This window comes from Roseateles sp. FW305-36 (assembly GCF_058787015.1).
This window is the reverse complement of record NZ_JBYSZK010000010.1, coordinates 201,923-222,291: the sequence shown is the minus strand read 5'-3', so window position 1 is coordinate 222,291 and position 20,369 is coordinate 201,923. Positions and strand designations below refer to the sequence as shown.

Here is a 20,369-nt window from a genome sequence, read left to right as displayed (position 1 = left end):
TCTGCGCCGTTTGCTGCAGTGCCACAAGCATGCCGAGTGGTCTTGCTCTTGAAACTGGGACGTTCACTTAAGGGAAGGTCTGCATACTTCGGGTCATGAGCAAGCTGAGCGAGTTTCGAAAGAGCTATGAACTAGGGGAGCTGGACGAGGCGCAGGCGGCCGATGGACCGCTGGCCCTGTTCAACCGCTGGATGGATGAGGCCATTGCCCACGACGTGTCCGAGCCCACCGCCATGACGGTGGCCACCGTCGGCGCGGACCACCGGCCGTCGACGCGCGTGGTACTCCTCAAGGGCAGCGACGCCCGCGGCATGGTCTGGTTCACCAACTACGAAAGCCGCAAAGGTGAGGAGTTAGCAGGCAATCCTTTCGCGGCCCTGCAGTTCCATTGGGTGGAGATGGAGCGCGTCGTGCGCATCGAGGGCCGCGTCGAGAAGACCTCGGCCCAGGAATCGGACGACTATTACAAGACCCGGCCGCTGGATTCGCGCCTGGGCGCCTGGGCCTCGCCGCAGAGCCGCGTCATCAGCACCCGCGCGGTGCTGGTGGCGAATGCGGCCAAGGCAGCGGTCCAGCACGGTTTGAACCCTGACCGGCCGCCGCACTGGGGCGGTTACCGCCTGGTACCGGACAGTTTCGAGTTCTGGCAGGGGCGCCGCTCGCGGCTGCATGACCGCCTGCGCTTCAAGCTGGAAGGCAGCAACTGGCTGCGTGAGCGGCTCGCACCCTAGGGCCTTTTGCCCTGCGCCAATGGGCCGCGAAGGCCCGCCGCAAGGGGCAAATCTAGACGCAGCGCGCCGCCCGCACTCATGTGCGGGCCAGGGCTGCAACAACGAGTGGCACCTTGCGGCGGGCCTTCCCGGAGGGTTGTGGCCAGAAAGGCCGCATGCTGTGTTGCAGATCCTCGCTGGGTCGACACCCAGCTTGCGGTCTGCTGTCGGGCCTGCGGCCTTTCTGGCCACAACGCGGCCTGTTGGCGCAGGGCAAAAGGCCCTAGTTGACGGCGTTGCCGTCCTCGACGCGGTAGTAGAGGCCGTAGGGGTCGTCGTTCAGCACGGCCAGCTGGCCTTCCACGACCACCGGTTCCAGCGTGTAGCGCACCGGCTTCCTGGTGCGCACCTCGACCAGGCCTTCGGGGCCGGCCGGCACGCAGAAGGAGCAGGTCGTCGGCACCGAGGACAGCAGGAAATGCTGCTGCTTGTCGCCGGCCTCCAGCGGCATCATGAAACCCTGCACCTTGACCGTCTTGCGGTCCAGGGCCTGCACTGCCGCCGGGAAGGTCGGCACGATCTTCTTCTTTTCGGCCTTGGCGGTGACCTGGGACAGCAGCTTCCAGGACAGGATGTCGGCGCGCTCCTCCAGAGGCTTGAAAGGGCTGCGCGGGTCGTGATAGCCGGGGCCCTGGCCGATGGAGGGGGCGGTCTGCGCGAACGCGGCAGAGATAGCCAGGGCGAGGGCGAGGGCAAGAAGAGGCTTGAACTTCATGGTGGGCGGATTGTCGGTGTTCAGCGTGGAGCTTGCAGCAACGTGGTGACATCCAGGCGATAGGCGCGCCAGGCCGGCCAGGCCGCGGCGATCAGCGCGAGGCCGGCCGCCATCAGCGGCACCAGCCACTCGGCTTCACTCCAGCCCAAAGATCCCAGGCGCAGGGACTGGCGCTCGGCCAGCAGCCGCTCCAGCAGCGCGACCAGGCCATGGCCCGCGGCCAGGCCCAGCACGGCCGCGAGGCCAGCCAGCAGCAAGGCCTCCAGCGCAATCAGCGCTGCGACACGTCGGGCTGGCGCGCCCAGCATGCGCAGCATCGCGAGGTCGCCCTGGCGGGCCCGCACCGCATGCAGCAGCGCCACCCATACCGACAGGCCGGCCGCGGCCAGCAGCACGATGCCGAAGCCGCGCAGCACCTCGGTGCCGGCGCCGACGAGTCGCATCAGCCGGGCCGTTTCCAGCGCCGGCGCGGCGGACTGCAGGCCGTCCTGGGCATTGACCCAGCGCGGCAGCATCACAGCCGCCAGCGGGCTGCGGTAGCGCACCAGGGCCAGCGTGATCTCCTTGGGCGCGTCCTCATCGTGGGCGGCATGATCCTCGTGCACCTCCCAGACCGAGGCCAGGTCGGTCAGCACGAGGCGGTCCAGCACGCTGCCCGATTCAGCCAGCACGCCAACGACTTCGAACTGGTGGTCGCCATGGGCCCCACCGCCTTCGGCCAGGCCATGGCTGCCGGCAAAGCGGTCGCCGACCTTGAGGCCGCTGGCGCGCGCAACCTCGGCGCCGAGCACGGCTTGCATGGGCTGGGTCCACAAAGCGCCCTGTCCCAGTTGGCCGCCGTAGAGCTCGAGATAGTCCGGCGTCGTGCCGGCGATGCGGTAGCCGTGGAAGGAATCGCCCAGCGACAGCGGCACGGCTTGCGCCACCAGTGGCTGCTGCTTCAACAGCTCCAGTGTGGTGAGCGGGATATTCCCCGTCGGCGCATCGAGGTGGAAGACGCCCGCCAGCATGATCTGCATGGGGCTGCCCTTGGCGCCGACGACGAGGTCGATGCTGGCAAGGTCGCGTTTCAGTCCCGCTTCGACCTGGGCACTGGCGCGCAGCACGAAGGTCACGGCGGCAAGGCCCAGGGTCAGCAGCAGCAGGTTCAGCGCCGTCGTCAGCGGGCTGGACCACAGATAACGCCAGGCCAGGCGGATCATCGCGTCACCCCGCTGGACCAATAGGTCGTCGGGTCGGCCGAAGCGTCGCCGCGCTGCCCCGCCAGCACCAGCTCGGCCACGTCATCTCGCCCGCCCAACGCGTCGATGACGCGGCCATCATGGCTGGCGATGATCAGCGTGCAGTCTTCCCGCTCGGCCGTGGTCAGCAGCAAGGCCAGCATGTGCAGGGCGTGCTCGTCGTCCAGGCTGGCGCTGGGTTCGTCCGCCAGCAGCAGGCGCGGCCGGCGCATCAGCGCGCGGGCCAGGGCAACGCGCTGGGCCTGGCCGACGCTGAGCTGATGGGGGCGGCGCCCGGCCAGTTCGGCGATGTCCAGCGCAGCCAGCAGCTCCTGTGCACGCTCCCGGTCGGCCCGCTGGCCCGCAGCCAGGGCCGGCAAGGCCAGGTTCTCGGCCACGGTCAGGGCCTCGCTCAGATGCAGGCGCTGCGGCACGACACCCAAGGTCGCACCTCGCCAGGCATCCAGCTCGCGCGGGCTGAGGCTGTGCAGCTCCGTGTCGGCGACGATCAGCTCACCCTGCTGCACGCGCAGCAGGCCTGCGAGCAGGGCCAGCAGCGTCGACTTGCCCGAGCCCGAAGCGCCACGCAGCAGCAGATGCCGGCCCTCGGCCAGGCTGAAGTCGGCGTAGGCGATCTCGGCGCCGCCGGTGTAGCGATGACGCAGCCCGCCCCAGCCCAGCATCACTTGACCAGGCGTTTGAAGGTGGACAGGAACTTGTCCACCTTGCCGGCGACGACGAAGGCGCAATAGCCCTGGTCGGGGTTGCGGGCGTAGTAATGCTGGTGGTAGGCCTCGGCCGGGTGGTAGTTGGTCTCGGGCAGCAGCTCGGTGACGGCACGACCGGCGTGGTGGTCGTTGACCTCCTTCAGCACTTCGGCGGCGAGCTGGCGTTGGGCCTCGGTGTGCCAATAGATGCCCGAGCGGTACTGGGTGCCGACGTCGGCACCCTGGCGGTTCAGCGTCGTCGGGTCGTGGATGGTGAAGAAGACCTCGAGCAGTTCGCGCAGCGAGACCTCGGCCGGGTCGAAGTCCACGCGCACGACTTCGGCAAAGCCGGTGTTGCCGCCGCAGACGGTCTCGTAGGTGGGCTTGCCGCCTTGGCCGTTGCTGTAGCCGTTCTCGACGTGATGCACGCCGCGCACGCGTTCGTAGACGGCTTCCAGGCACCAGAAGCAGCCGCCGCCCAGGGTGATGCGTTCGAGATGGGGTGAGGACATGGAATGACTTTCAATGTGCGCCGAGGGACAACTCGACGTGGGGGCGCCAGGTCTCGTCACAACCCTGGTCGCAGAGTTTGGGGGCGGCGACGAAGACGCGCGCATTGGGTGCGCCGCGGGCCAGCAGGGCGTCGCGTACGGCGGTGGCGCGAGTCACGGCCAGCTGGCGCAGGGTGTCGTCGTCGATGGCATAGCTGTTCAGCAGCAGGCCGCGCATCTGGGCCGGGGGCAGGTCCTTGTTCAGGCCGATCAGGTTCTTGGGCTTGTTGGGCAGCTTGGTGGCCTCAAAGAGGCGCTTCAGCGCCGCGTCGGGCGTGGCGGCGTTCTCGGCCTTCAGCGCATGGGCCAGGCGCTGTTCGCGCAGGGCCTGGCCCTCGGCGGCGATGCCCGACCAGCCGGTCAGCGTCAGTTGCACGCCGGGCTTGTCCACCAGCAGCTTGGCGATGCGGTCGAGCTTGGCCGTATCGCCCAGTTCGGCGCCGCCGGGCGCAAAGGCGATCTGGGCCTCCTCGGGGGCATCGCTGCCACTGAAGAGGGCGAAGGGCGAGGTCAGCGCCTTGCCGATGAGGTTGAGGAAGAGCTTCCAGACCAGGCCGCCGACGCTGAACTCGGGGTCGTTCAGCGAACCGCTGACGGGCAGGTTGATGTCGATGACGCCGTTGCTGTCCTTGAGCAGCGCAACGGCGAAGCGCACCGGCAGCGAGGTGGCGTCGGGGCTCTCGACGCGGTCGCCGAAGGTCAGCTGGTTCAGGATGATCTGGTTGCTGGCCACGAGTTGGCCGCCGGGCTCGACCTTGTAGTGCAGCTTGGTGGACAGCTTGCCGCGCTCGATGGCGTAGCCGGCGTATTTGCCGGCATAGGGCGACAGCGGTGCCAGTTCGATGTCGGTGGCGTTGGCGGCGATGTCCAGGGCTGGCGGGCTGCCGGGCCTCAGCTGGCCGTCGATTTCCAGCAGGCCAGTGCCGGCGACCTTGCCTTTCAGCGTCAGTGGCGCCATGGCCGGACTGGCAGACGAGAAGGCGCCCAGCGAGCCCTGCAGGTCCGTCAGGCGGGCGCTGTAGTTGGGCTTCACGAAGCGGTCGCTGAAGTCGACGGTGCCGCGGTTGACGCGGATGCGTTCGGCCGAGACCTCGGGCGGCGGTGCGGATGAAGCCGCCGCCGGCGCGGGGGCCGACGCTGCCTCGGCCGGGCCGATGTCGCGCAGATTGAAACGACCCTGCTCGTTGACGATGAGGCGGGCATAGGCGTCGTCGAGCTGAGCCTCGCGCACGGCCAGCCGCGGCGGCGCACCGGGCGACAGCGCAAGCTTGAGACCGTCGAGCTGAAGCAACTGCCAGCTCAGCAGGTCTTCGCCGACGACGTGCTGGCCATCGACCGAGCGGGCCTGCATCAGGGCCAGCGGACCGACGCGCGCGTCGCCGCCCACATCGGCCTGCCAGGCACCGCCGGGTTGCTGGCTGGCATTGACCTCGGCCTTCAGCCCCAGCTCGGCGCGCTGAAGATGCAGGCCCCAGGCCGGGTCGAGGTAGGCATTCAACAGTTGCAGCGGCAGGGCCTTGGTCTGCAGGGCGCCGGTGGCCGACAGCGGGGCCAGGCCGAACCTGCCGTTCCACTCCAGGCTGCCGGCGCTGGCGGCAACGGGCTGGTCGTTGGCGCCCAGGGCGGCGATCTGCGTCGACAACCGGGCCTGCACGGGCGCGGTGGCAGGCCAGCGGGTCGCACCGAGTTGCACGCGCAGGGGCTCGATGGCCAGGGCCACGTGCGCCACGCCGGCCGGCACGGCCGCGTCACGCCAGCGCAGCGCACCGCGTTCGATGCTGAGGCCGGCCAGTTGCAGCTTCCAGACCGGGCCGGCCGGCGCGGAGGCCGCGCTGTCCGGCGGCATCAGGGCTGCGATATTGAGACGACCATCGCGTTCGCGATCCAGTTGGGCCCGCGGCGCATCGAGTGTCAGCGTGCCGAGGACGACGCTGTGTGCAGCGGGCTCGATGCTGGCCTTGTCGAGCTGGACCGAGGCCAGGGTCAGCAGCTTGGGTGTGCCGGGCAGGCTGACGCGGACGTCGGCCACGCGGGCGTCGGCCAGGGAGATCTGCAGGCGGTCGGCCGCGCCGTCGGCCAGTGGGTCCTTGAGCCGCAGCCCAGCCTTGGAGGACAGGCCCGCAGACAGCTTGGCGCCAGCGGGCAGCGGCAGCCAGGGCGCCAGGCGCTCCAGGGCGAGGCCTTTCAGCTCGGCATCGGCTTCCAGCAATTCCGGCGACAACCTGGCCTGGGCACTCATCGTGGCGTCGCCCAGTCGCAAGCTGGCGTCGACCTGGGCGGGGGTCTTGACCGGCCAGGCAGCCGCACCGAGCTTGAGCTGGATGGCTTCCAGCGCGAGGTCCTTGTTGACGTTGAAGCGACCGTCCTTGATCTCCAAGCCCGCGACGCTGAGCTGCCACGGCGTCGGCGCCGCGGAGCCTGCCGCCCCACCCTGCCCCGCCGGCAGTGGCCTCAGCCACGCGTCAGGCGACTCGAGCAGGATCTGGCCGAAGCCGAGCTGGCGTCGCAGCGGCTGCACGTCGGTCAAGGGCAGGCTCAGGCGCTTGAAGCCCAGCAGGGCTTGGCCGTCGGGTAGGGCCAGGGCCAGTTCGTGCAACTGGATGAGGCCGCTGAGCTTGACGCCGGGTGGCTGCTTGGGGCGCTCGGCGAAATCGAGGGCCAGGTCGATGTCCAGCTTGCCGCCACCGAGGCGGATGGGCGCGCTGGCAGGCACATAGGCGGCCAGCGGCGCGAGGTCCAGGCCGGCGAGCTTGAAGGACAGGCGGGCGCTGGCGTCGTCGGCAAAAGGCAAGGCCTCGGCGCGGCTGTCGAAGGCGACGCCGTCGAGCTTGCCGCTCAGGTGCGGCAGCACCTTGACCTTGATGTCAGCCGGCAGCGTCGACACGAAAGGCAGGGCCAGATGCAGGCCGGCCAGTTCGTGCTTGCGCTGGACCGGGCGGTCGTCGAAGAGGAGCAGACCGTTGCTGAGCTCGATGTTGTAGACGGCGAACTCGGGGTCGGGCTGCTCCGGCGCGCCGGGCTTGGCGGCAAAGCGCTGGATCAGGTCATCGACGTCGTAGCGGCCTTCATCCAGGCGGGCCAGCCGTAGCTCGGGCTGGGTCAGTGCGAGGGACTCGACGACGGCCCGCCCACGCAGCAGCGAGCGCAGCGACAGGGCCACATCCATCTTCTGCAGCTTGAACAACGGCGGCTGGCCGGACTTCGGGCCGGCGATGGTCAGACCTTCGACGATGAGGGCCAGGCGCCAGGGCTGGAAGCTGGCTTCCTCGATGGTGACGGAACGGCCCAGCGCCTCGGTGGCGAGGGCGGCGCCGCGGCCAGTGACCCAGCCCGGCAGGGCCAGGGTGACGATGAGAAGCAGCAAGGTGACCAGGGCCGACAGCGCGGCGATGGTCCACAGGGCGATACGGACGGGGGAAGCTTGGGTCGAGATCACGGTAAAAGCATTATTGATGTCGGCGAAGATGCCGCGTGTGATCTCCCTTGACTATTCAGGTTTCAAGACGCTGCTGCTGGCAGCCCTTTTGCCACCGGCGCCGATGCTGTTGCTGGCGGCCTGGGGCGGCTGGCGGCTCCGGCGCGGACGGCGCTTCGGCGGGCTGTTGCTCGGCTTGGCCCTGGTCGGCGTGTGGCTGTCGGCCACGGAGGCGGGCGGCGAGTTGCTGAGCCGCGCCGTCGGCCAGCCGGTGGCCCTCGCGCCGGCCCAGGTCAATGCGCTGCGCGGGCGCACCGACGGTGCGGTGCTGGTGCTGGGTGGGGGCGTCAGGCGCCGTGCGCCGGAGTTCGATGCCGGCATCCCGACCCGCATCACCGCTGAACGCCTGGCCTACGGCGTCTGGGTCGCCCGGCGCAGCGGCTGGCCCCTGGCCTTCTCGGGCGGCATCGGCTGGACGGCGACCGAGCTCCGCGAGCCGGAGGCCGCCATCGTCGGCCGCGTCGCCGCGCAGGACTACGGCCTGGCCCTGCGCTGGACGGAGGCCAGCTCGCGCGACACGCGGGAGAACGCCGCTCACACCCTGCCCCTGCTGGCCCAGGCCGGCGTGAAGCAGGTCGTGCTGGTCACGCACGACGCCCATATGCGCCGCGCGCTGCGGGCCTTCGAAGCCGAGGCCGCGCCGCTGGGCTTGACGATAGTGCCCGCGCCCGTGGGCCTGCGCGACGACGCGCTCAGCAGCTTCGACGACTGGTGCCCCTCCGTGGAAGGCTTTGCGCGGGTGCGCTACGTGGTCTACGAAACCCTGGCCTGGTGGGCCGGAAGGTAGCGGCAGAAGCTGGAAATAGAAACCCCGCCGGGCTTGAAGGCCGGGCGGGGTGGGTGGCGAGGCCACCTTGGGGCTCCACGGCGATTTGCCGAAGGGCTCCTGGCGCGCAAGGGATTGCGCCAGAGGTTGTGCCTGAATAGGCAACTCAACAGTAGGCGAGTGCCCTCAGGGCTTCAAGAAGAGTTGTCCGAATAGCGCCTCGGCGCGCTTTGTGACCTCGGCCGGCAGCGTGATGCCGCGGCCCCATTCGCGGGAGGTTTCACCGGGCCACTTGTTGGTCGCGTCCAGCCCCATCTTGCCGCCCAGGCCGCTGACGGGCGAGGCGAAGTCAAGGTAGTCGATGGGCGTGTTGTCGACCAGCGTGGTGTCGCGCACCGGGTCCATGCGGGTCGTGATGGCCCAGATCACTTCCTGCCAGTTGCGCGTGTCGATGTCGTCGTCCACGACGACGATGAACTTGGTGTACATGAACTGACGCAAAAAGCTCCAGATGCCGAACATCAGCCGTTTGGCGTGGCCCGGGTAGGACTTCTTGATGGACACGACGGCCATGCGGTAGCTGCAGCCCTCGGGCGGGAGATAGAAGTCGACGATCTCCGGAAACTGCTTCTGCAGGATGGGCACGAAGACCTCGTTGAGGGCCACGCCGAGGATGGCGGGTTCGTCGGGCGGCTTGCCGGTGTAGGTCGAGTGATAGATCGGGTTCTTGCGCTGGGTCAGGCGCGTGATCTCGAAGACGGGAAACCAGTCCTGCTCGTTGTAGTAGCCGGTGTGGTCGCCAAATGGCCCTTCCAGCGCGTGGAGGTAGCCCCCCTTCTCCTTCAGCGGCACGCCGCGCTCACTGACGCCGGTGAAGCCGGGTGCGGCCGTGGGGATGTGCCCCTCCAGCACGATCTCGGCCGAGGCCGGCGCCTGCAGCGGCTGGTTCTTGCCGACGCCGGTGTTGACCAGCTCCGTGCGCGAGCCGCGCAGCAGGCCGGCGAACTGATACTCGGACAGGGAATCCGGCACCGGCGTAACGGCACCGAGGATGGTGGCCGGGTCCGCGCCCAGGGCCACGGCGATGGGGAATGGTTCGCCGGGATGAGTTAGAGAGAAGTCTCTGAAATCAAGTGCACCACCACGGTGCGCCAGCCAGCGCATGATGACCTGGCGACGCGAAATCAGCTGCTGGCGGTAGATGCCGAGGTTCTGGCGGGTGCGTGTCGGCCCCCGGGTGATGACCAGACCCCACGTGATCAGGGGGGCTGCGTCGTCCGGCCAGCAGGTCTGGATGGGCAGGCGGCCGAGGTCGATGTCGGAGCCCTCGAACACCTCTTCCTGGCAGGGCGCGCGGCGCTGCACGGCGGGCTTCATGTCCCACAGCGCCTTGGCCATCTGCAGCAGCTTCGCCGTGTCCTTCAGCCCCTTGGGCGGATCGGGCTCCTTGAGGCTGGCGAGCACCCGCCCGACATCCCTCAAATCGGCCAGAGAGTCAGCACCCATGCCGAGTGCGACGCGACGCGTTGTCCCGAAAAGATTGGTCAAGGCGGGGGTGGCATGGCCGGTCGGCGCCTCGAAAAGCAGGGCCGGTCCGCCGGCCCTCAGCACGCGGTCGCTGAGGGCCGTCATCTCCAGCACCGGCGAGACGTTTTCGCGCACGCGCTTGAGCTCGCCAAGGCCTTCCAGGCCGGCGATGAAGTCCCTCAGGTCGCTGTATTTCATAACCAAAAGTAGTTTTGAACGAGACAAACAGCCTTGACTGGTTATCTTCGACTCGTAAAATTCGGCCGCTTCGGGTTTTTACTGAAACCCAACCGGCCGGGTCCTCCGGGCACAGAGATGCCACAGACCAAGGCAATAGGCCGGGAAATTATCACCGTCGCTCCGCCCAGACCGCCCCGACAAGGCAGCCTGAGGCGGGCTGCGACACAAGGAGTCGCATGACGACACGTCAAGACCTGTTCAGCCTGGCTCGCCTCACGCGGGATTCGGCGTCGCTGTTCGTGAAGGACATCGGCAACGGCCTGCTCGTGGTCAGCCACAACACGCTGGCCCTCGTCGGGCTGGCCGTGGTGTCGGTGCTGCTGGTGTTCACGAGCCAGGCTGGCCTGCGCGAAAAGCTGGAAACGGCCACCCTGGGCTGGCTGAACGCCCGCCAGGAAGCCCGCGCCGAGGCCGAAGGCAACACGCTGATGGCCGCCGCCGAGCCGGATGCCATCGCCCGTGCCACCGCCACCGATCCCCGCGAACTGAGCCGTCAGCAGGCCGCCGTCGCCCACTGGCTGGCGCGCCGCTACAGCGTGGCACCCGAGCCCATCAGCCGCCTGGTGCAGGAAGCCTGGTCCGTCGGCCAGCGCGCCAAGGTCGAGCCGACGCTGATCCTGGCCATCATGGCCATCGAGTCACGCTTCAACCCTTTTGCCCAGAGTTCCGTGGGCGCCCAAGGCCTGATGCAGGTCATGACGCGGGTGCACGATGACAAGTACGAAGCCTTCGGCGGCACGCTGGCGGCCTTCGATCCGGTGACGAACCTGCGCGTCGGCGTGCAGGTGCTGAAGGAATGCATGCAGCGCGCCGGTGGCCTGGAAGAAGGCCTGCGCTACTACGTCGGCGCGGCCAACCTGGCCGAAGACACCGGCTATGCCGCCCGCGTGCTGGCCGAGCATGAAATGCTGAAGGCGGTCGCCGCCGGCCGCACGGTGCCGACCATGACGACCGTGCGTCCGCCGATGCGCGAGGCCGCGTCGGCCCCCACGGGTGGCGATTCCGCGCAGGTGGCCTTGCTCCGCTGAGAAAGCCACCCCCATGCTCACGGCGCGCAAGACCCTCGAGCGTGGGCGCCGCTGGCATACACTGGGCGTTCACGCGACTGGCGATCAGGGTCACGAGCTGACCCGAGGTGGGACACCACCGGGGAGCGTGAGGCGGTTTTTGCGAACCGCTTTCAGCCGTTCGCCTGGGCAGCCTTGGACGTCACGCCTGCCGTGGTCGCCTTGGATTTACCGCCTGACCTTCGGAACACCAGCATGTTTGACCGCAACACCTCCACCCTCGCCCTGGTCGACCCCGAGCTCTGGACCGCCGTCCAGAACGAGAACCGCCGCCAGGAAGACCATATCGAGCTGATTGCCAGCGAGAACTACACCTCGCCGGCCGTCATGCAGGCGCAAGGCAGCCAGCTGACCAACAAGTACGCCGAGGGCTACCCCGGCAAGCGCTACTACGGCGGCTGCGAGTACGTCGACGTCGTCGAGCAGCTCGCCATCGACCGCCTTAAAGCATTGTTCGGTGCCGAATACGCCAACGTGCAGCCCAACTCCGGCTCGCAGGCCAACCAGGGTGCTTTCTTCGCGCTGCTGCAGCCCGGCGACACCATCATGGGCATGAGCCTGGCCGAAGGCGGCCACCTGACCCACGGCATGGCCCTGAACATGAGCGGCAAGTGGTTCAACGTCATCTCCTACGGCCTGAACGCCAAGGAAGAGATCGACTACGACGCCATGGAAGCCCTGGCCCGCGAGAAGAAGCCCAAGCTCATCATTGCCGGCGCCTCCGCCTATTCCCTGCGCATCGACTTCGAACGCTTCGGCAAGATCGCCAAGGAGATCGGCGCCTACTTCATGGTGGACATGGCCCATTACGCCGGCCTGATCGCCGCGGGCGTCTATCCCAACCCCCTGCCCCACGCCGACGTCGTCACGTCCACCACCCACAAGAGCCTGCGCGGCCCGCGCGGCGGCATCATCCTGACGAACGACGAGGCGATCGCCAAGAAGATCAACTCGGCCATCTTTCCCGGCATCCAGGGCGGCCCGCTGATGCACGTCATCGCCGGCAAGGCCGTGGCCTTCAAGGAAGCGCTGACGCCCGAGTTCAAGGCCTACCAGCAGCAGGTCGTGAAGAACGCCAAGGTGCTGGCCGACACGCTGATCGAGCGCGGCCTGCGCATCGTCTCCGGCGGCACCGAGAGCCATGTCATGCTGGTGGACCTGCGCCCCAAGAACCTGACCGGCAAGGAAGCCGAGGCCATCCTGGGCGCCGCCCACATGACCTGCAACAAGAACGGCATCCCCAACGACCCGCAGAAGCCCATGGTCACCAGCGGCATCCGCCTGGGCACGCCGGCCATGACGACGCGCGGCTTCAAGGAAGAGGAGGTCCGCCAGACCGCCCACCTGATCGCCGACGTGCTGGACAAGCCGCATGACGAGGCCAACCTGGCTGCCGTGCGCGAGAAGGTCGCCAAGCTGACGGCGGCCTTCCCGGTCTACCGCGGTTAATTCCCCGCAATGCGCTGCCCGTTCTGCTCTCACACCGAGACCCAGGTCGCCGAGACCCGGGAATCGGACGAGGGCGACGTCGTCCGGCGCCGGCGCCGCTGCCTGTCCTGCGACAAGCGCTTCACGACCTATGAGCGGCCGGACATCGCCCTGCCCTCGGTCGTCAAGAAGGACGGGCGGCGCGCCGATTTCGACGCCTCCAAGCTGCGCGCCTCCATGCAACTGGCCCTGCGCAAGCGGCCGGTCAGCGTCGAGCAGATCGATGCGGCCATCAATCGCATCGAGGAAAAGCTGCTCGCCAGCGGTGCGCGCGAGATCGCGTCCACCCGCCTGGGTGAACTCGTCATGCGCGAGCTCAAGCGCATCGACAAGGTCGCCTATGTGCGCTTCGCCTCCGTCTACCGCAGCTTCGAGGACGTCGACGAGTTCCGCCAGCTGATCCGCGAGATCTGACGCCTGGCTGAGCCCATCCCTCTTTCGGGGGATGTTGGGGGGACGCCGCCGCGGCCCCTCCCCCGTTGATCCGCCCAAAGGAGGAAAGACGTCACGGTCGGTGGTTTCTAGAGTTCGTTCATTCGCAACGAACCCAGGGAATCGCCATGAACCGCATCGCCAACACCCGCCGCCAAAGCCGTGGGTTCACCCTTGTCGAACTCTGCGTCGGCGTCGGCATCTGCGCCGCCGTCGCCGGCCAGGCCGTGCCCGCCATGGGCACGCTGCGCCAGCAGCAAAAGCTGCGCGTCAGCGCCGAGGCCCTGGCCGACAACCTGCGCCTGGCGCGCAGCGAGGCGGCCCGCCTGAGCGACTCGGTCTACTTCCGCGTCAGCGGCAAAGGCGCCAACGCCTGCTATGTGATGTATATCGGCGGCAAGGACGACTGCGATTGCGCCGGCGGCCAGCCGGTCTGCAAGAAGCTGAGCAGCCATGTCATCAAGGCCGAGTGGCTGCCCGCCAGCAAGCCGGTGCGGCTGAGCAGCAATGCCGAGACCCTGGAGTTCCAGCATCGCCAGGGCCTGGTCACCCAGACGGGCAGCATCGAACTCAGCGTCAGCGGCGGCCAGACCATCCGCCAGGTCGTGGCCATCACCGGGCGGGTGCGCAGCTGCTACGTGGGCACCAACAAGGTCAGCGCGATGGCGAAATGCGCCTGATGCTCCCTCATTCGTGGTGGATGCCGACTAGCGGCGCAATTCGACGGATGAACGGCATTTGTAACAACGAGTCACCGTGAAGTGCTGCCCAAAATCGACTCATGCGCACCTGCACACGCCCGCGACGCCACGGTTTTACCCTCATCGAGCTGATGGTTGCGCTGGCCATCGCCGGCATCCTCGCCGCGATTGCCTATCCCGCCTACACCGCGCACATGCAGCGCGCCCGGCGCGCGGATGCCATTTCGGCCTTGACCGCCGTCATGCAGGCCCAGGAGCGTTTTCGCAGCAACAACTCCACCTATGCGTCGACGGTCGCTGCCCTGGGTGTGAACATCAGCCAGATCACTCCGCTCTATGACGTCACGCTGAGCGGCGTCGGCGCCGTGCCGGGCTTCGGCATCGGCTACGTCGCGACGGCGACGCCCATCAGTACCGGCAAACAGGCCCGCGACGTGACCTGCAAGACCCTGGTCGTGACGCTGACCGGTGCCACGCCCCTGTACTCCGCGACCGGCGACCCCGGCAACAGCGGGGCCGACAGGGACACCAGCACCGAATGCTGGCCCCGCTAGCCATGAAGAAGCAGTTTCATGAGCTCAAGGCCCGCGTGGCGGGCCTGACCTTGATTGAAATCCTGGTAAGCCTGGGCGTGATCGCCATCATCCTGGCCGTGGCCGTGCCCTCGATGGCCGACCTGCTGGAGAAGCGCCGCGTCATCGCCGCGGCCGAGGAAGTGGCCGGCGTCCTGAACTACGCCAAGGCCGAAACGAATTCGACCAACTCCCTTCTGTTCGTCCGCTTCGATCCCGATCCGGCCAACAAGCTGAGTTGCGCCCTGGTCGCCACAACGGCGCCGCTCAACCGCTGCCGCTGCTATCTGCCGGCCAACAACGTCTGCCCGAACACCACCCAGAGGGCGCTGCGCCTGTTCCAGTTGCCCAGGAACCATGTGAAGTTCGACGCCAGCGCCACCACCTGGGCCGGTTCGCCCAACAACATCCGTTTCATGCGCGAACAAAACCGAATGGAAACCGAGGGCTTCCAGGTCAATGTGGAGGGGCTGAGCAGGGGCTTCAAGCTGCGCGTCGAGGTCAATTTGATCGGACGAGTCAGGGTCTGTTCGCCCAACGGCGACATGAGCGGGTACACCCCATGCTGAGTACTTTCCATCGCGGTCCGGGCGGCACCCAGCGGGGCATGGGTCTGGTTGAACTGATGGTGGGCATCACCGTCGGCCTGATCGTCACGGCCGGCGCGGCCGTCGTGGCCACGCGCCAGATCAACGAACACCGCCGGCTGATGCTGGAAGTCCAGATGCAGCAGGATTTGCGGATCGCCGCCGACCTGTTGCAGCAGGAAATGCGCAGGGCCGGCTATCGCGGCCTGCCTGCCAGTGGTGTCTGGGAGCCGGCGCGCAATGGTGGCGCCACGCCCGCCGCCGACGCCGCTTCCAGCCCCTATGCCGAGCTGACCCTGGGCGCTGCGAATGCCGACCTCTACTACCGCTATGCAAAAGCGACGGGTGGCGTCCTGAACACGAGCAATGTCCTGGCGAACAACGAGCAGTTCGGCGTTCGCTGGGATACCGGCAACCAGGCGCTCTATATCCAGCTGGGCCTGGTCAACGGCCGGCCCAACTGGCAGCCCATCACCGATCCCGACGTCGTCAGGATCACGAATTTCGTGCCCAGCATCGTCACGCAGCAGATCCCCCTCGACGATCTTTGCGATCCTTCCTGCAAGGCCCTGGGCAACTGCCCGACGCAAACCATCAGGCGGGTCGACTTCACCATCCAGGCCGTCGCCAAGTCCGACCCCAACGTCACGCGCACCTTGAACGTCAAGGAAAAGATCCGCACCGACGACATCAGCGGGATGTGCCCATGAAGCGCGCGTTTGCCATCGCCCAAGCCCGTCCGCAGCGCGGTGCGGCCACGCTGGTCGTGGTCATGGTGCTCTTCCTCGTGATGGCGCTGCTGGCCGCCTACGCCAACCGCAGCCTGATGTTCGAACAGCGCATCGCCGGCAGCTATTACCGCGCCAGCATGGCCCAGGAAATGGCGGAAGGCGCCACCGAGTGGACGCTGGCCATGTTGAATGGCACGGCCATCAACAACAGCTGCACTCCGATCGCCACCGGTGGCACGCGCTTCGTCGACCTGTACCTGAACGTGTCGCCGGATGACCGCGCGACGACGAGCCAGATCACGACGCCCCTGCCCAGCCTTGCCGTCGACTGCTCCTCGACCGGCACCGGCCTCACCTGCCGCTGCCCCCAGCCCAACACGCGCGCGGTCCAGCCTCCCACGCCGCTCGCCGGTGCCCTGATTCCGAGTTTTGGCGTTGCCGTAGGCACCGACCCCACCCTGCACTACGGCAGCTTCGAGGTGACCACCTATGGTTGCACCGACAGCAGCGTCGACAACTGCGCCAGCACGGATGCCGAAGCGCGCAGCCAGACGGCGGCGGCCATGGCCGTGCACAAGACCTCCATCGGCTTCATCGGTGCCGTGCCGTCCTCGCCCGCCGCCCCGCTGACCGTCAGGGGCAATCTGACGACCTCGGGCGTCGGCGGCCTGGGACTGCACAATACCGATCCGCGCTCCGGCGGCCTGCTCGTCGTCTCGGGTGGCCCTGCGCCGGCCCTGGACGACAGCCGCATGGACAGCGTGCCGGGCACGCCGGCGAGCCAGGCGAGCCTCTTCAACGACGACTACCTCCTCAACCTGCCGAACACCCAGGTCGGCGACGACACCTTCTTCCGCAACTTCATGGGCGTGGTGCCCAGCCGCTATCCCAACCACCCGGCGGCCCGCCAGCTCGCCTGCGGAGGCGGCGACTGCTCGGCGAATCTGGTCAACGCCTTCAACGCCGGCATGCGCATGCTGATGGTTCCGGCGGGCATGACGATCAGCAACAACGTCACCATCGGCACCCCGGCCCGACCGGTCCTGGTCGTCGTGAGCGGGCCGGTCACCATCACGGGTCCCATGCAGCTCAACGGCATGCTCGTCGTGCTCGGCAACCTGAACTGGACCAACACCAACCCGGCGGCCTCGCAGATCAACGGCATGCTGGTGGTGCAGGGCGCCATGAACACGGTGGGGCGCATGGACGTCGTCTACCAGCAGTCCATCGCCAACGAACTGCGCAACCGCCTCGGCAGCTATGCGCGTGTGCCCGGCGGCTGGAAGGACTACGACACCAAATGACCGAGTCCGCCATGTCCACGCCCCTGCATTCCCCGTCGGCCCGGCGGCCCCTGCGTCGCCAGCGCGGTGTCACGCTGATCGAGGCCCTGGTGGCCTTGCTGGTGATGTCCTTCGGCATGCTCGCCCTGGTGGGCCTGATGAGCAATCTGCGACTCGGTGCCGACGTCGCCAAGCAACGCAGTGAGGCCATGCGCATCGCCCGGGCGCAGATGGCCGAGCTGCGCGACTTTTCCGTGCTGACCCGAACCGCGTCGACGCCGCCCACCGCCTATGCCTACAGCGACATCACCAACCAGGCGGTCGCGGTCCCGATGGCACCGGTCGACTCCAACACGACCTACAACGTCCAGCGCCTCGTCACGCCGCTGCCCAATGCCCAGGGCAGCCAGGTGCGGATAACCGTGAACTGGACCGACCGGGCGGGTGCTCCGCAGTTCGTCAATCTGGACACCGTCATCTCGGCCACCGATCCCATCTTCAGTGCGGCCGTCGGCTTCCGGCCGCCCGCTGGTGCTGTCACCCAGCCGTCGGCCCGAAGCCCGGTCATTCCGCCGGGCGCCAAGCAACTGGACCGTCAGGTCAGCGCCTTCATTCCCAGCAACACCGCCGACAAGGTCTGGGTCTTCAACAACGTGACCGGCGTCATCACCGGCAAGTGCAGCATCACGCCGGGCACGGCCGTGTCCACGCTCACCGCCGCCGACGTCGACTCCTGCAAGAACAACACCATCGGCTATCTGCTCAGCGGGACGGTCCGCTTCTCCAACGTCAACCCGCCCAACCCCGCCGTGCCGGAAGCCTTTGCGATTCCGCTCGACCTGAGCATCGTCAGTGGCAGCTACTCCCTGCCCCACCTCGACCCACAGGGCGTGCCGGTGATGAGCGGTGGCAACATGGTGCTGGACTCTTTCACGGACACGGCGCCCAGCTTCGACTGCTTCAACGATTCGCCCGCCGCGGCGCCCAGCACCCAGGCTTTCGTCACCTACAACTGCATCGTCTACCCCGACAGCACCACCAAGCTCTGGTCGGGGCGGCTGCAGCTGACGGGCTTCAGCACGGGCACGACCGCCGCCGAATACAAGGTCTGCCGCTACAGCGCCGACTACAACGGCAGCCACGGCATGTTCACGGGCGACTGGAAGGGCATCGAGAACGAAGAACACCCGGCGGTCTATGGCCGGGTCGCAGGCTCGCTGGCGCGCCAGAACTTCCTCGTCGTTCGCGGCAACCTGAGCTGCCCGACGGCGCCTGCCGTCGACCTCAACGCGGGCGTGTTCGCCGACTACTCGACCCTGCAGTTGCAGCCCTGATCGCTGGCTAGACTGCCGGCATGAATTTGCCCGCCATCACCGCGGCGCTGCAGCGAGCGCTTTCGCTGGCCGAGCAGGCCATCGGCCTCACCGACCCCAATCCCCGCGTCGGCTGCGTCATCCTCGCGCCGGACGGGCGTGAGCTGGGCGCCGGCCACACCCAGCCGGCCGGCCAGGCCCATGCCGAGGTCATGGCCTTGCGCGACGCCGCCGCCCGTGGCCACGACGTCCGCGGCGCGACTGCCATCGTCACGCTGGAGCCCTGCTCCCACCATGGCCGCACGCCGCCCTGCTGTGATGCGCTGATCGCGGCGGGCATTGCCCGCGTCGTGGCAGCGGTCGAGGATCCGAATCCACAGGTGGCCGGCCAGGGCCTCGCACGACTGAAGGCCGCGGGTATCGAGGTCGAACTGGCCGATGGCGCCACGGCCGAAGCGGCCAGCGAGCTCAATATCGGCTTCTTCTCGCGCATGCGCCGCGGCCGGCCCTTCGTGCGGCTGAAGTCGGCGATTTCGCTGGACGGCCGCACCGCCCTGCCCGACGGCCGCAGTCAGTGGATCACCGGCGAAGCCGCGCGCGCCGACGGCCATGCCTGGCGCCGCCGCGCCGGAGCCGTGCTGACCGGCATCGGCACCGTGCTGGCCGATGACCCACGCATGGACGTGCGCCTCGTGCCCACGGCACGCCAGCCGCTGCGCATCGTGCTCGACCCGCAAGGCCGCATGCCGCCCGGCGCGCGCATCCTGCGGCCGCCGGGCGACACCCGGGTCATCGGCGGTGGCCGCCTCGATCTGGCGTCCCTGATGGCCGATCTCGGCGCTCAAGGCATCAACGAATTGCACGTGGAAGCCGGCCCGACCCTGTCCGGCGCCTTTCTCGATGCCGGCCTGGTCGACGAACTCCTCATTTACCAAGCGCCGCTGCTGATCGGCGAGGGGCGGCCGCTCGCCGCCCTGGCTCCGCTGCCCGGTTTGGGCGACGCCCGGCGCTGGCGCTTCATCGAGGCCACACAAGTCGGCCAGGATCTGCGCTTGCGCCTGCGCCCGAAGTAACGCCCTACGCGGCGCCAGCCGCTAGGGTCGCCACCTACAATCGCCGGCTATGCCCATCTCCCCTATTCCCGAGCTGGTGGCCGAGATGGCCGCGGGCCGCATGGTCATCCTCGTCGACGAGGAAGACCGTGAAAACGAAGGCGATCTCGTGCTGGCGGCCGACCGGGTCACGCCCGAGGCCATCAACTTCATGGCCCGCTACGGCCGTGGCCTGATCTGCCTGACCCTGCCCCGCGAGCATTGCGAGCGCCTGCAGTTGCCGCCGATGACGCGCCGCAACGGCACCCAGCATGGCACGGCCTTCACAGTCTCCATCGAGGCCGCCACCGGCGTCACCACCGGCATCTCGGCCGCCGACCGCGCCCGCACCGTGCAAGCCGCCGTCGCGCCCGACGCCAAGGCCAGCGACCTCGTCCAGCCCGGCCACATCTTCCCGCTGCAGGCCCAGGACGGCGGCGTGCTGATGCGCGCCGGCCATACCGAAGCCGGCTGCGACCTGGCCCGCATGGCCGGCCTGTCGTCCACCTCGGTGATCTGCGAGATCATGAAGGACGACGGCACCATGGCCCGTCTGCCGGACCTGGAGGTCTTCGCCCAGGAACACGGTCTGAAGATCGGCACCATTGCCGACCTCATCGAATACCGCAGCCGCAACGAAAGCCTGATCACGCGTGTTGCCGAGCGCCGCCTGAACACGGCCCAGGGGGAGTTCGACTGCCAGATCTTCACCGACCGCACCGGCGCCACCCACCTCGCCCTCAGCCATGGCCAATGGACGGCCACTGACGACGTGCTGGTGCGCGTGCACGAGCCGCTGTCGGTCATGGACCTGCTGGAAGCAGGCGCCTGCGGCCACTCCTGGGGCCTGCCCGCGGCCCTGGCCGCCATCAAGGCCTCCCCGGCCGGCGTCGCCGTGCTGATGAATTGCGGTGAAGACGCCGCCGGCGTGCTGGCTCGCGCCCAGTCCGAGAAGGCCACGCCGGCCGTCAAGGGCGCCATGGACCTGCGCACCTACGGCGTCGGCGCCCAGATCCTGAAGGCCCTGGGCGTGCACCGCATGAAGCTGCTCGGCAGCCCGCGCCGCATGCCCAGCATGACCGGCTACGGCCTCGAAGTGACCGGCTTCACGGCCCCTCCCAACTGCTGATCCC

19 protein-coding genes and 1 riboswitch are annotated in these 20,369 nt (G+C 68.2%); of the genes, 13 read left to right on the top strand and 6 right to left on the bottom strand.

The annotated features are described in order from the left end of the window. The first annotated feature begins 95 nt into the window (after nucleotides 1–95). Nucleotides 96–731 (top strand): pyridoxamine 5'-phosphate oxidase, encoded by a 636-nt coding sequence (pdxH, locus tag AC3WOE_RS19625; RefSeq protein WP_492692798.1) that lies wholly within the window; start codon nucleotides 96–98, stop codon nucleotides 729–731. A gap of 262 nt (nucleotides 732–993) precedes the next feature. Here pdxH and AC3WOE_RS19620 read toward each other — a convergent pair whose 3' ends face one another. From AC3WOE_RS19620 to AC3WOE_RS19600, 5 genes are read right to left on the bottom strand one after another with little or no spacing between them, the layout of a single operon-like run. After that, on the bottom strand, nucleotides 994–1,485 hold the full coding sequence (locus AC3WOE_RS19620; RefSeq protein WP_492692796.1) for a DUF3299 domain-containing protein: 492 nt from the start codon (nucleotides 1,483–1,485) through the stop codon (nucleotides 994–996). Nucleotides 1,486–1,505: 20 nt separating this feature from the next. Further along, nucleotides 1,506–2,687 carry an ABC transporter permease gene (locus tag AC3WOE_RS19615; protein ID WP_492692795.1) on the bottom strand — a complete coding sequence of 394 codons (1,182 nt, stop codon included), beginning with the start codon at nucleotides 2,685–2,687 and terminating at the stop codon, nucleotides 1,506–1,508. After that, nucleotides 2,684–3,388, bottom strand: a complete 705-nt coding sequence (locus AC3WOE_RS19610; RefSeq protein ID WP_492692794.1) for an ABC transporter ATP-binding protein — start codon at nucleotides 3,386–3,388, stop codon at nucleotides 2,684–2,686. The genes AC3WOE_RS19615 and AC3WOE_RS19610 overlap by 4 nt, the downstream gene beginning before the upstream one ends. Further along, a complete protein-coding gene (gene msrA / locus AC3WOE_RS19605; protein WP_492692792.1) occupies nucleotides 3,388–3,924 on the bottom strand; it encodes a peptide-methionine (S)-S-oxide reductase MsrA in 537 nt (178 codons plus the stop codon). Before msrA ends, AC3WOE_RS19610 begins: the two co-directional genes overlap by 1 nt. Nucleotides 3,925–3,934: 10 nt before the next feature. Then, entirely contained in the window at nucleotides 3,935–7,399 is a 3,465-nt protein-coding gene (locus AC3WOE_RS19600) for a DUF748 domain-containing protein (protein ID WP_492692791.1), read from the bottom strand. Nucleotides 7,400–7,436: 37 nt separating this feature from the next. Between AC3WOE_RS19600 and AC3WOE_RS19595 the strand changes: the two genes are divergently transcribed. Next, the gene (locus AC3WOE_RS19595; protein ID WP_492692789.1) at nucleotides 7,437–8,225 is read left to right on the top strand and encodes a YdcF family protein; all 789 of its coding nucleotides are present in this window, start codon (nucleotides 7,437–7,439) and stop codon (nucleotides 8,223–8,225) included. Nucleotides 8,226–8,390: 165 nt separating this feature from the next. Here AC3WOE_RS19595 and ubiD read toward each other — a convergent pair whose 3' ends face one another. After that, a complete protein-coding gene (gene ubiD, locus AC3WOE_RS19590; RefSeq protein WP_492692787.1) occupies nucleotides 8,391–9,929 on the bottom strand; it encodes a 4-hydroxy-3-polyprenylbenzoate decarboxylase in 1,539 nt (512 codons plus the stop codon). 218 nt (nucleotides 9,930–10,147) lie between these two features. Between ubiD and AC3WOE_RS19585 the strand changes: the two genes are divergently transcribed. The 11 genes from AC3WOE_RS19585 to ribBA all read left to right on the top strand — a co-directional run bounded on the left by AC3WOE_RS19585 (nucleotide 10,148) and on the right by ribBA (nucleotide 20,365). After that, entirely contained in the window at nucleotides 10,148–10,999 is an 852-nt protein-coding gene (locus AC3WOE_RS19585) for a lytic transglycosylase domain-containing protein (protein ID WP_492692786.1), read from the top strand. A 63-nt stretch (nucleotides 11,000–11,062) separates the two neighbouring features. After that, a riboswitch (ZMP/ZTP riboswitch) is annotated at nucleotides 11,063–11,176 on the top strand. A 57-nt stretch (nucleotides 11,177–11,233) separates the two neighbouring features. Beyond that, nucleotides 11,234–12,487 carry a serine hydroxymethyltransferase gene (gene glyA / locus AC3WOE_RS19580; RefSeq protein ID WP_492692785.1) on the top strand — a complete coding sequence of 418 codons (1,254 nt, stop codon included), beginning with the start codon at nucleotides 11,234–11,236 and terminating at the stop codon, nucleotides 12,485–12,487. A gap of 9 nt (nucleotides 12,488–12,496) precedes the next feature. Continuing rightward, nucleotides 12,497–12,940 (top strand): transcriptional regulator NrdR, encoded by a 444-nt coding sequence (gene nrdR, locus AC3WOE_RS19575; protein ID WP_119046304.1) that lies wholly within the window; start codon nucleotides 12,497–12,499, stop codon nucleotides 12,938–12,940. 146 nt (nucleotides 12,941–13,086) lie between these two features. Continuing rightward, entirely contained in the window at nucleotides 13,087–13,638 is a 552-nt protein-coding gene (locus tag AC3WOE_RS19570; protein ID WP_492692783.1) for a GspH/FimT family pseudopilin, read from the top strand. Between the two features lie 101 nt (nucleotides 13,639–13,739). Then, on the top strand, nucleotides 13,740–14,213 hold the full coding sequence (locus tag AC3WOE_RS19565) for a type IV pilin protein (protein ID WP_492692782.1): 474 nt from the start codon (nucleotides 13,740–13,742) through the stop codon (nucleotides 14,211–14,213). Nucleotides 14,214–14,248: 35 nt separating this feature from the next. After that, a complete protein-coding gene (locus AC3WOE_RS19560; protein WP_492692781.1) occupies nucleotides 14,249–14,800 on the top strand; it encodes a pilus assembly FimT family protein in 552 nt (183 codons plus the stop codon). Between the two features lie 38 nt (nucleotides 14,801–14,838). Further along, the gene (locus AC3WOE_RS19555; protein ID WP_492692780.1) at nucleotides 14,839–15,528 is read left to right on the top strand and encodes a PilW family protein; all 690 of its coding nucleotides are present in this window, start codon (nucleotides 14,839–14,841) and stop codon (nucleotides 15,526–15,528) included. Further along, entirely contained in the window at nucleotides 15,525–16,853 is a 1,329-nt protein-coding gene (locus AC3WOE_RS19550) for a PilX N-terminal domain-containing pilus assembly protein (RefSeq protein WP_492692779.1), read from the top strand. The genes AC3WOE_RS19555 and AC3WOE_RS19550 overlap by 4 nt, the downstream gene beginning before the upstream one ends. Next, on the top strand, nucleotides 16,850–18,166 hold the full coding sequence (locus AC3WOE_RS19545) for a type IV pilus modification PilV family protein (RefSeq protein WP_492692777.1): 1,317 nt from the start codon (nucleotides 16,850–16,852) through the stop codon (nucleotides 18,164–18,166). Before AC3WOE_RS19550 ends, AC3WOE_RS19545 begins: the two co-directional genes overlap by 4 nt. A gap of 20 nt (nucleotides 18,167–18,186) precedes the next feature. Then, a complete protein-coding gene (ribD, locus tag AC3WOE_RS19540; protein WP_492692776.1) occupies nucleotides 18,187–19,218 on the top strand; it encodes a bifunctional diaminohydroxyphosphoribosylaminopyrimidine deaminase/5-amino-6-(5-phosphoribosylamino)uracil reductase RibD in 1,032 nt (343 codons plus the stop codon). Nucleotides 19,219–19,267: 49 nt separating this feature from the next. Continuing rightward, complete coding sequence (ribBA, locus tag AC3WOE_RS19535; RefSeq protein ID WP_492692774.1) at nucleotides 19,268–20,365, top strand: bifunctional 3,4-dihydroxy-2-butanone-4-phosphate synthase/GTP cyclohydrolase II; 1,098 nt, start codon at nucleotides 19,268–19,270, stop codon at nucleotides 20,363–20,365. The last annotated feature ends 4 nt before the right edge of the window (nucleotides 20,366–20,369 follow it).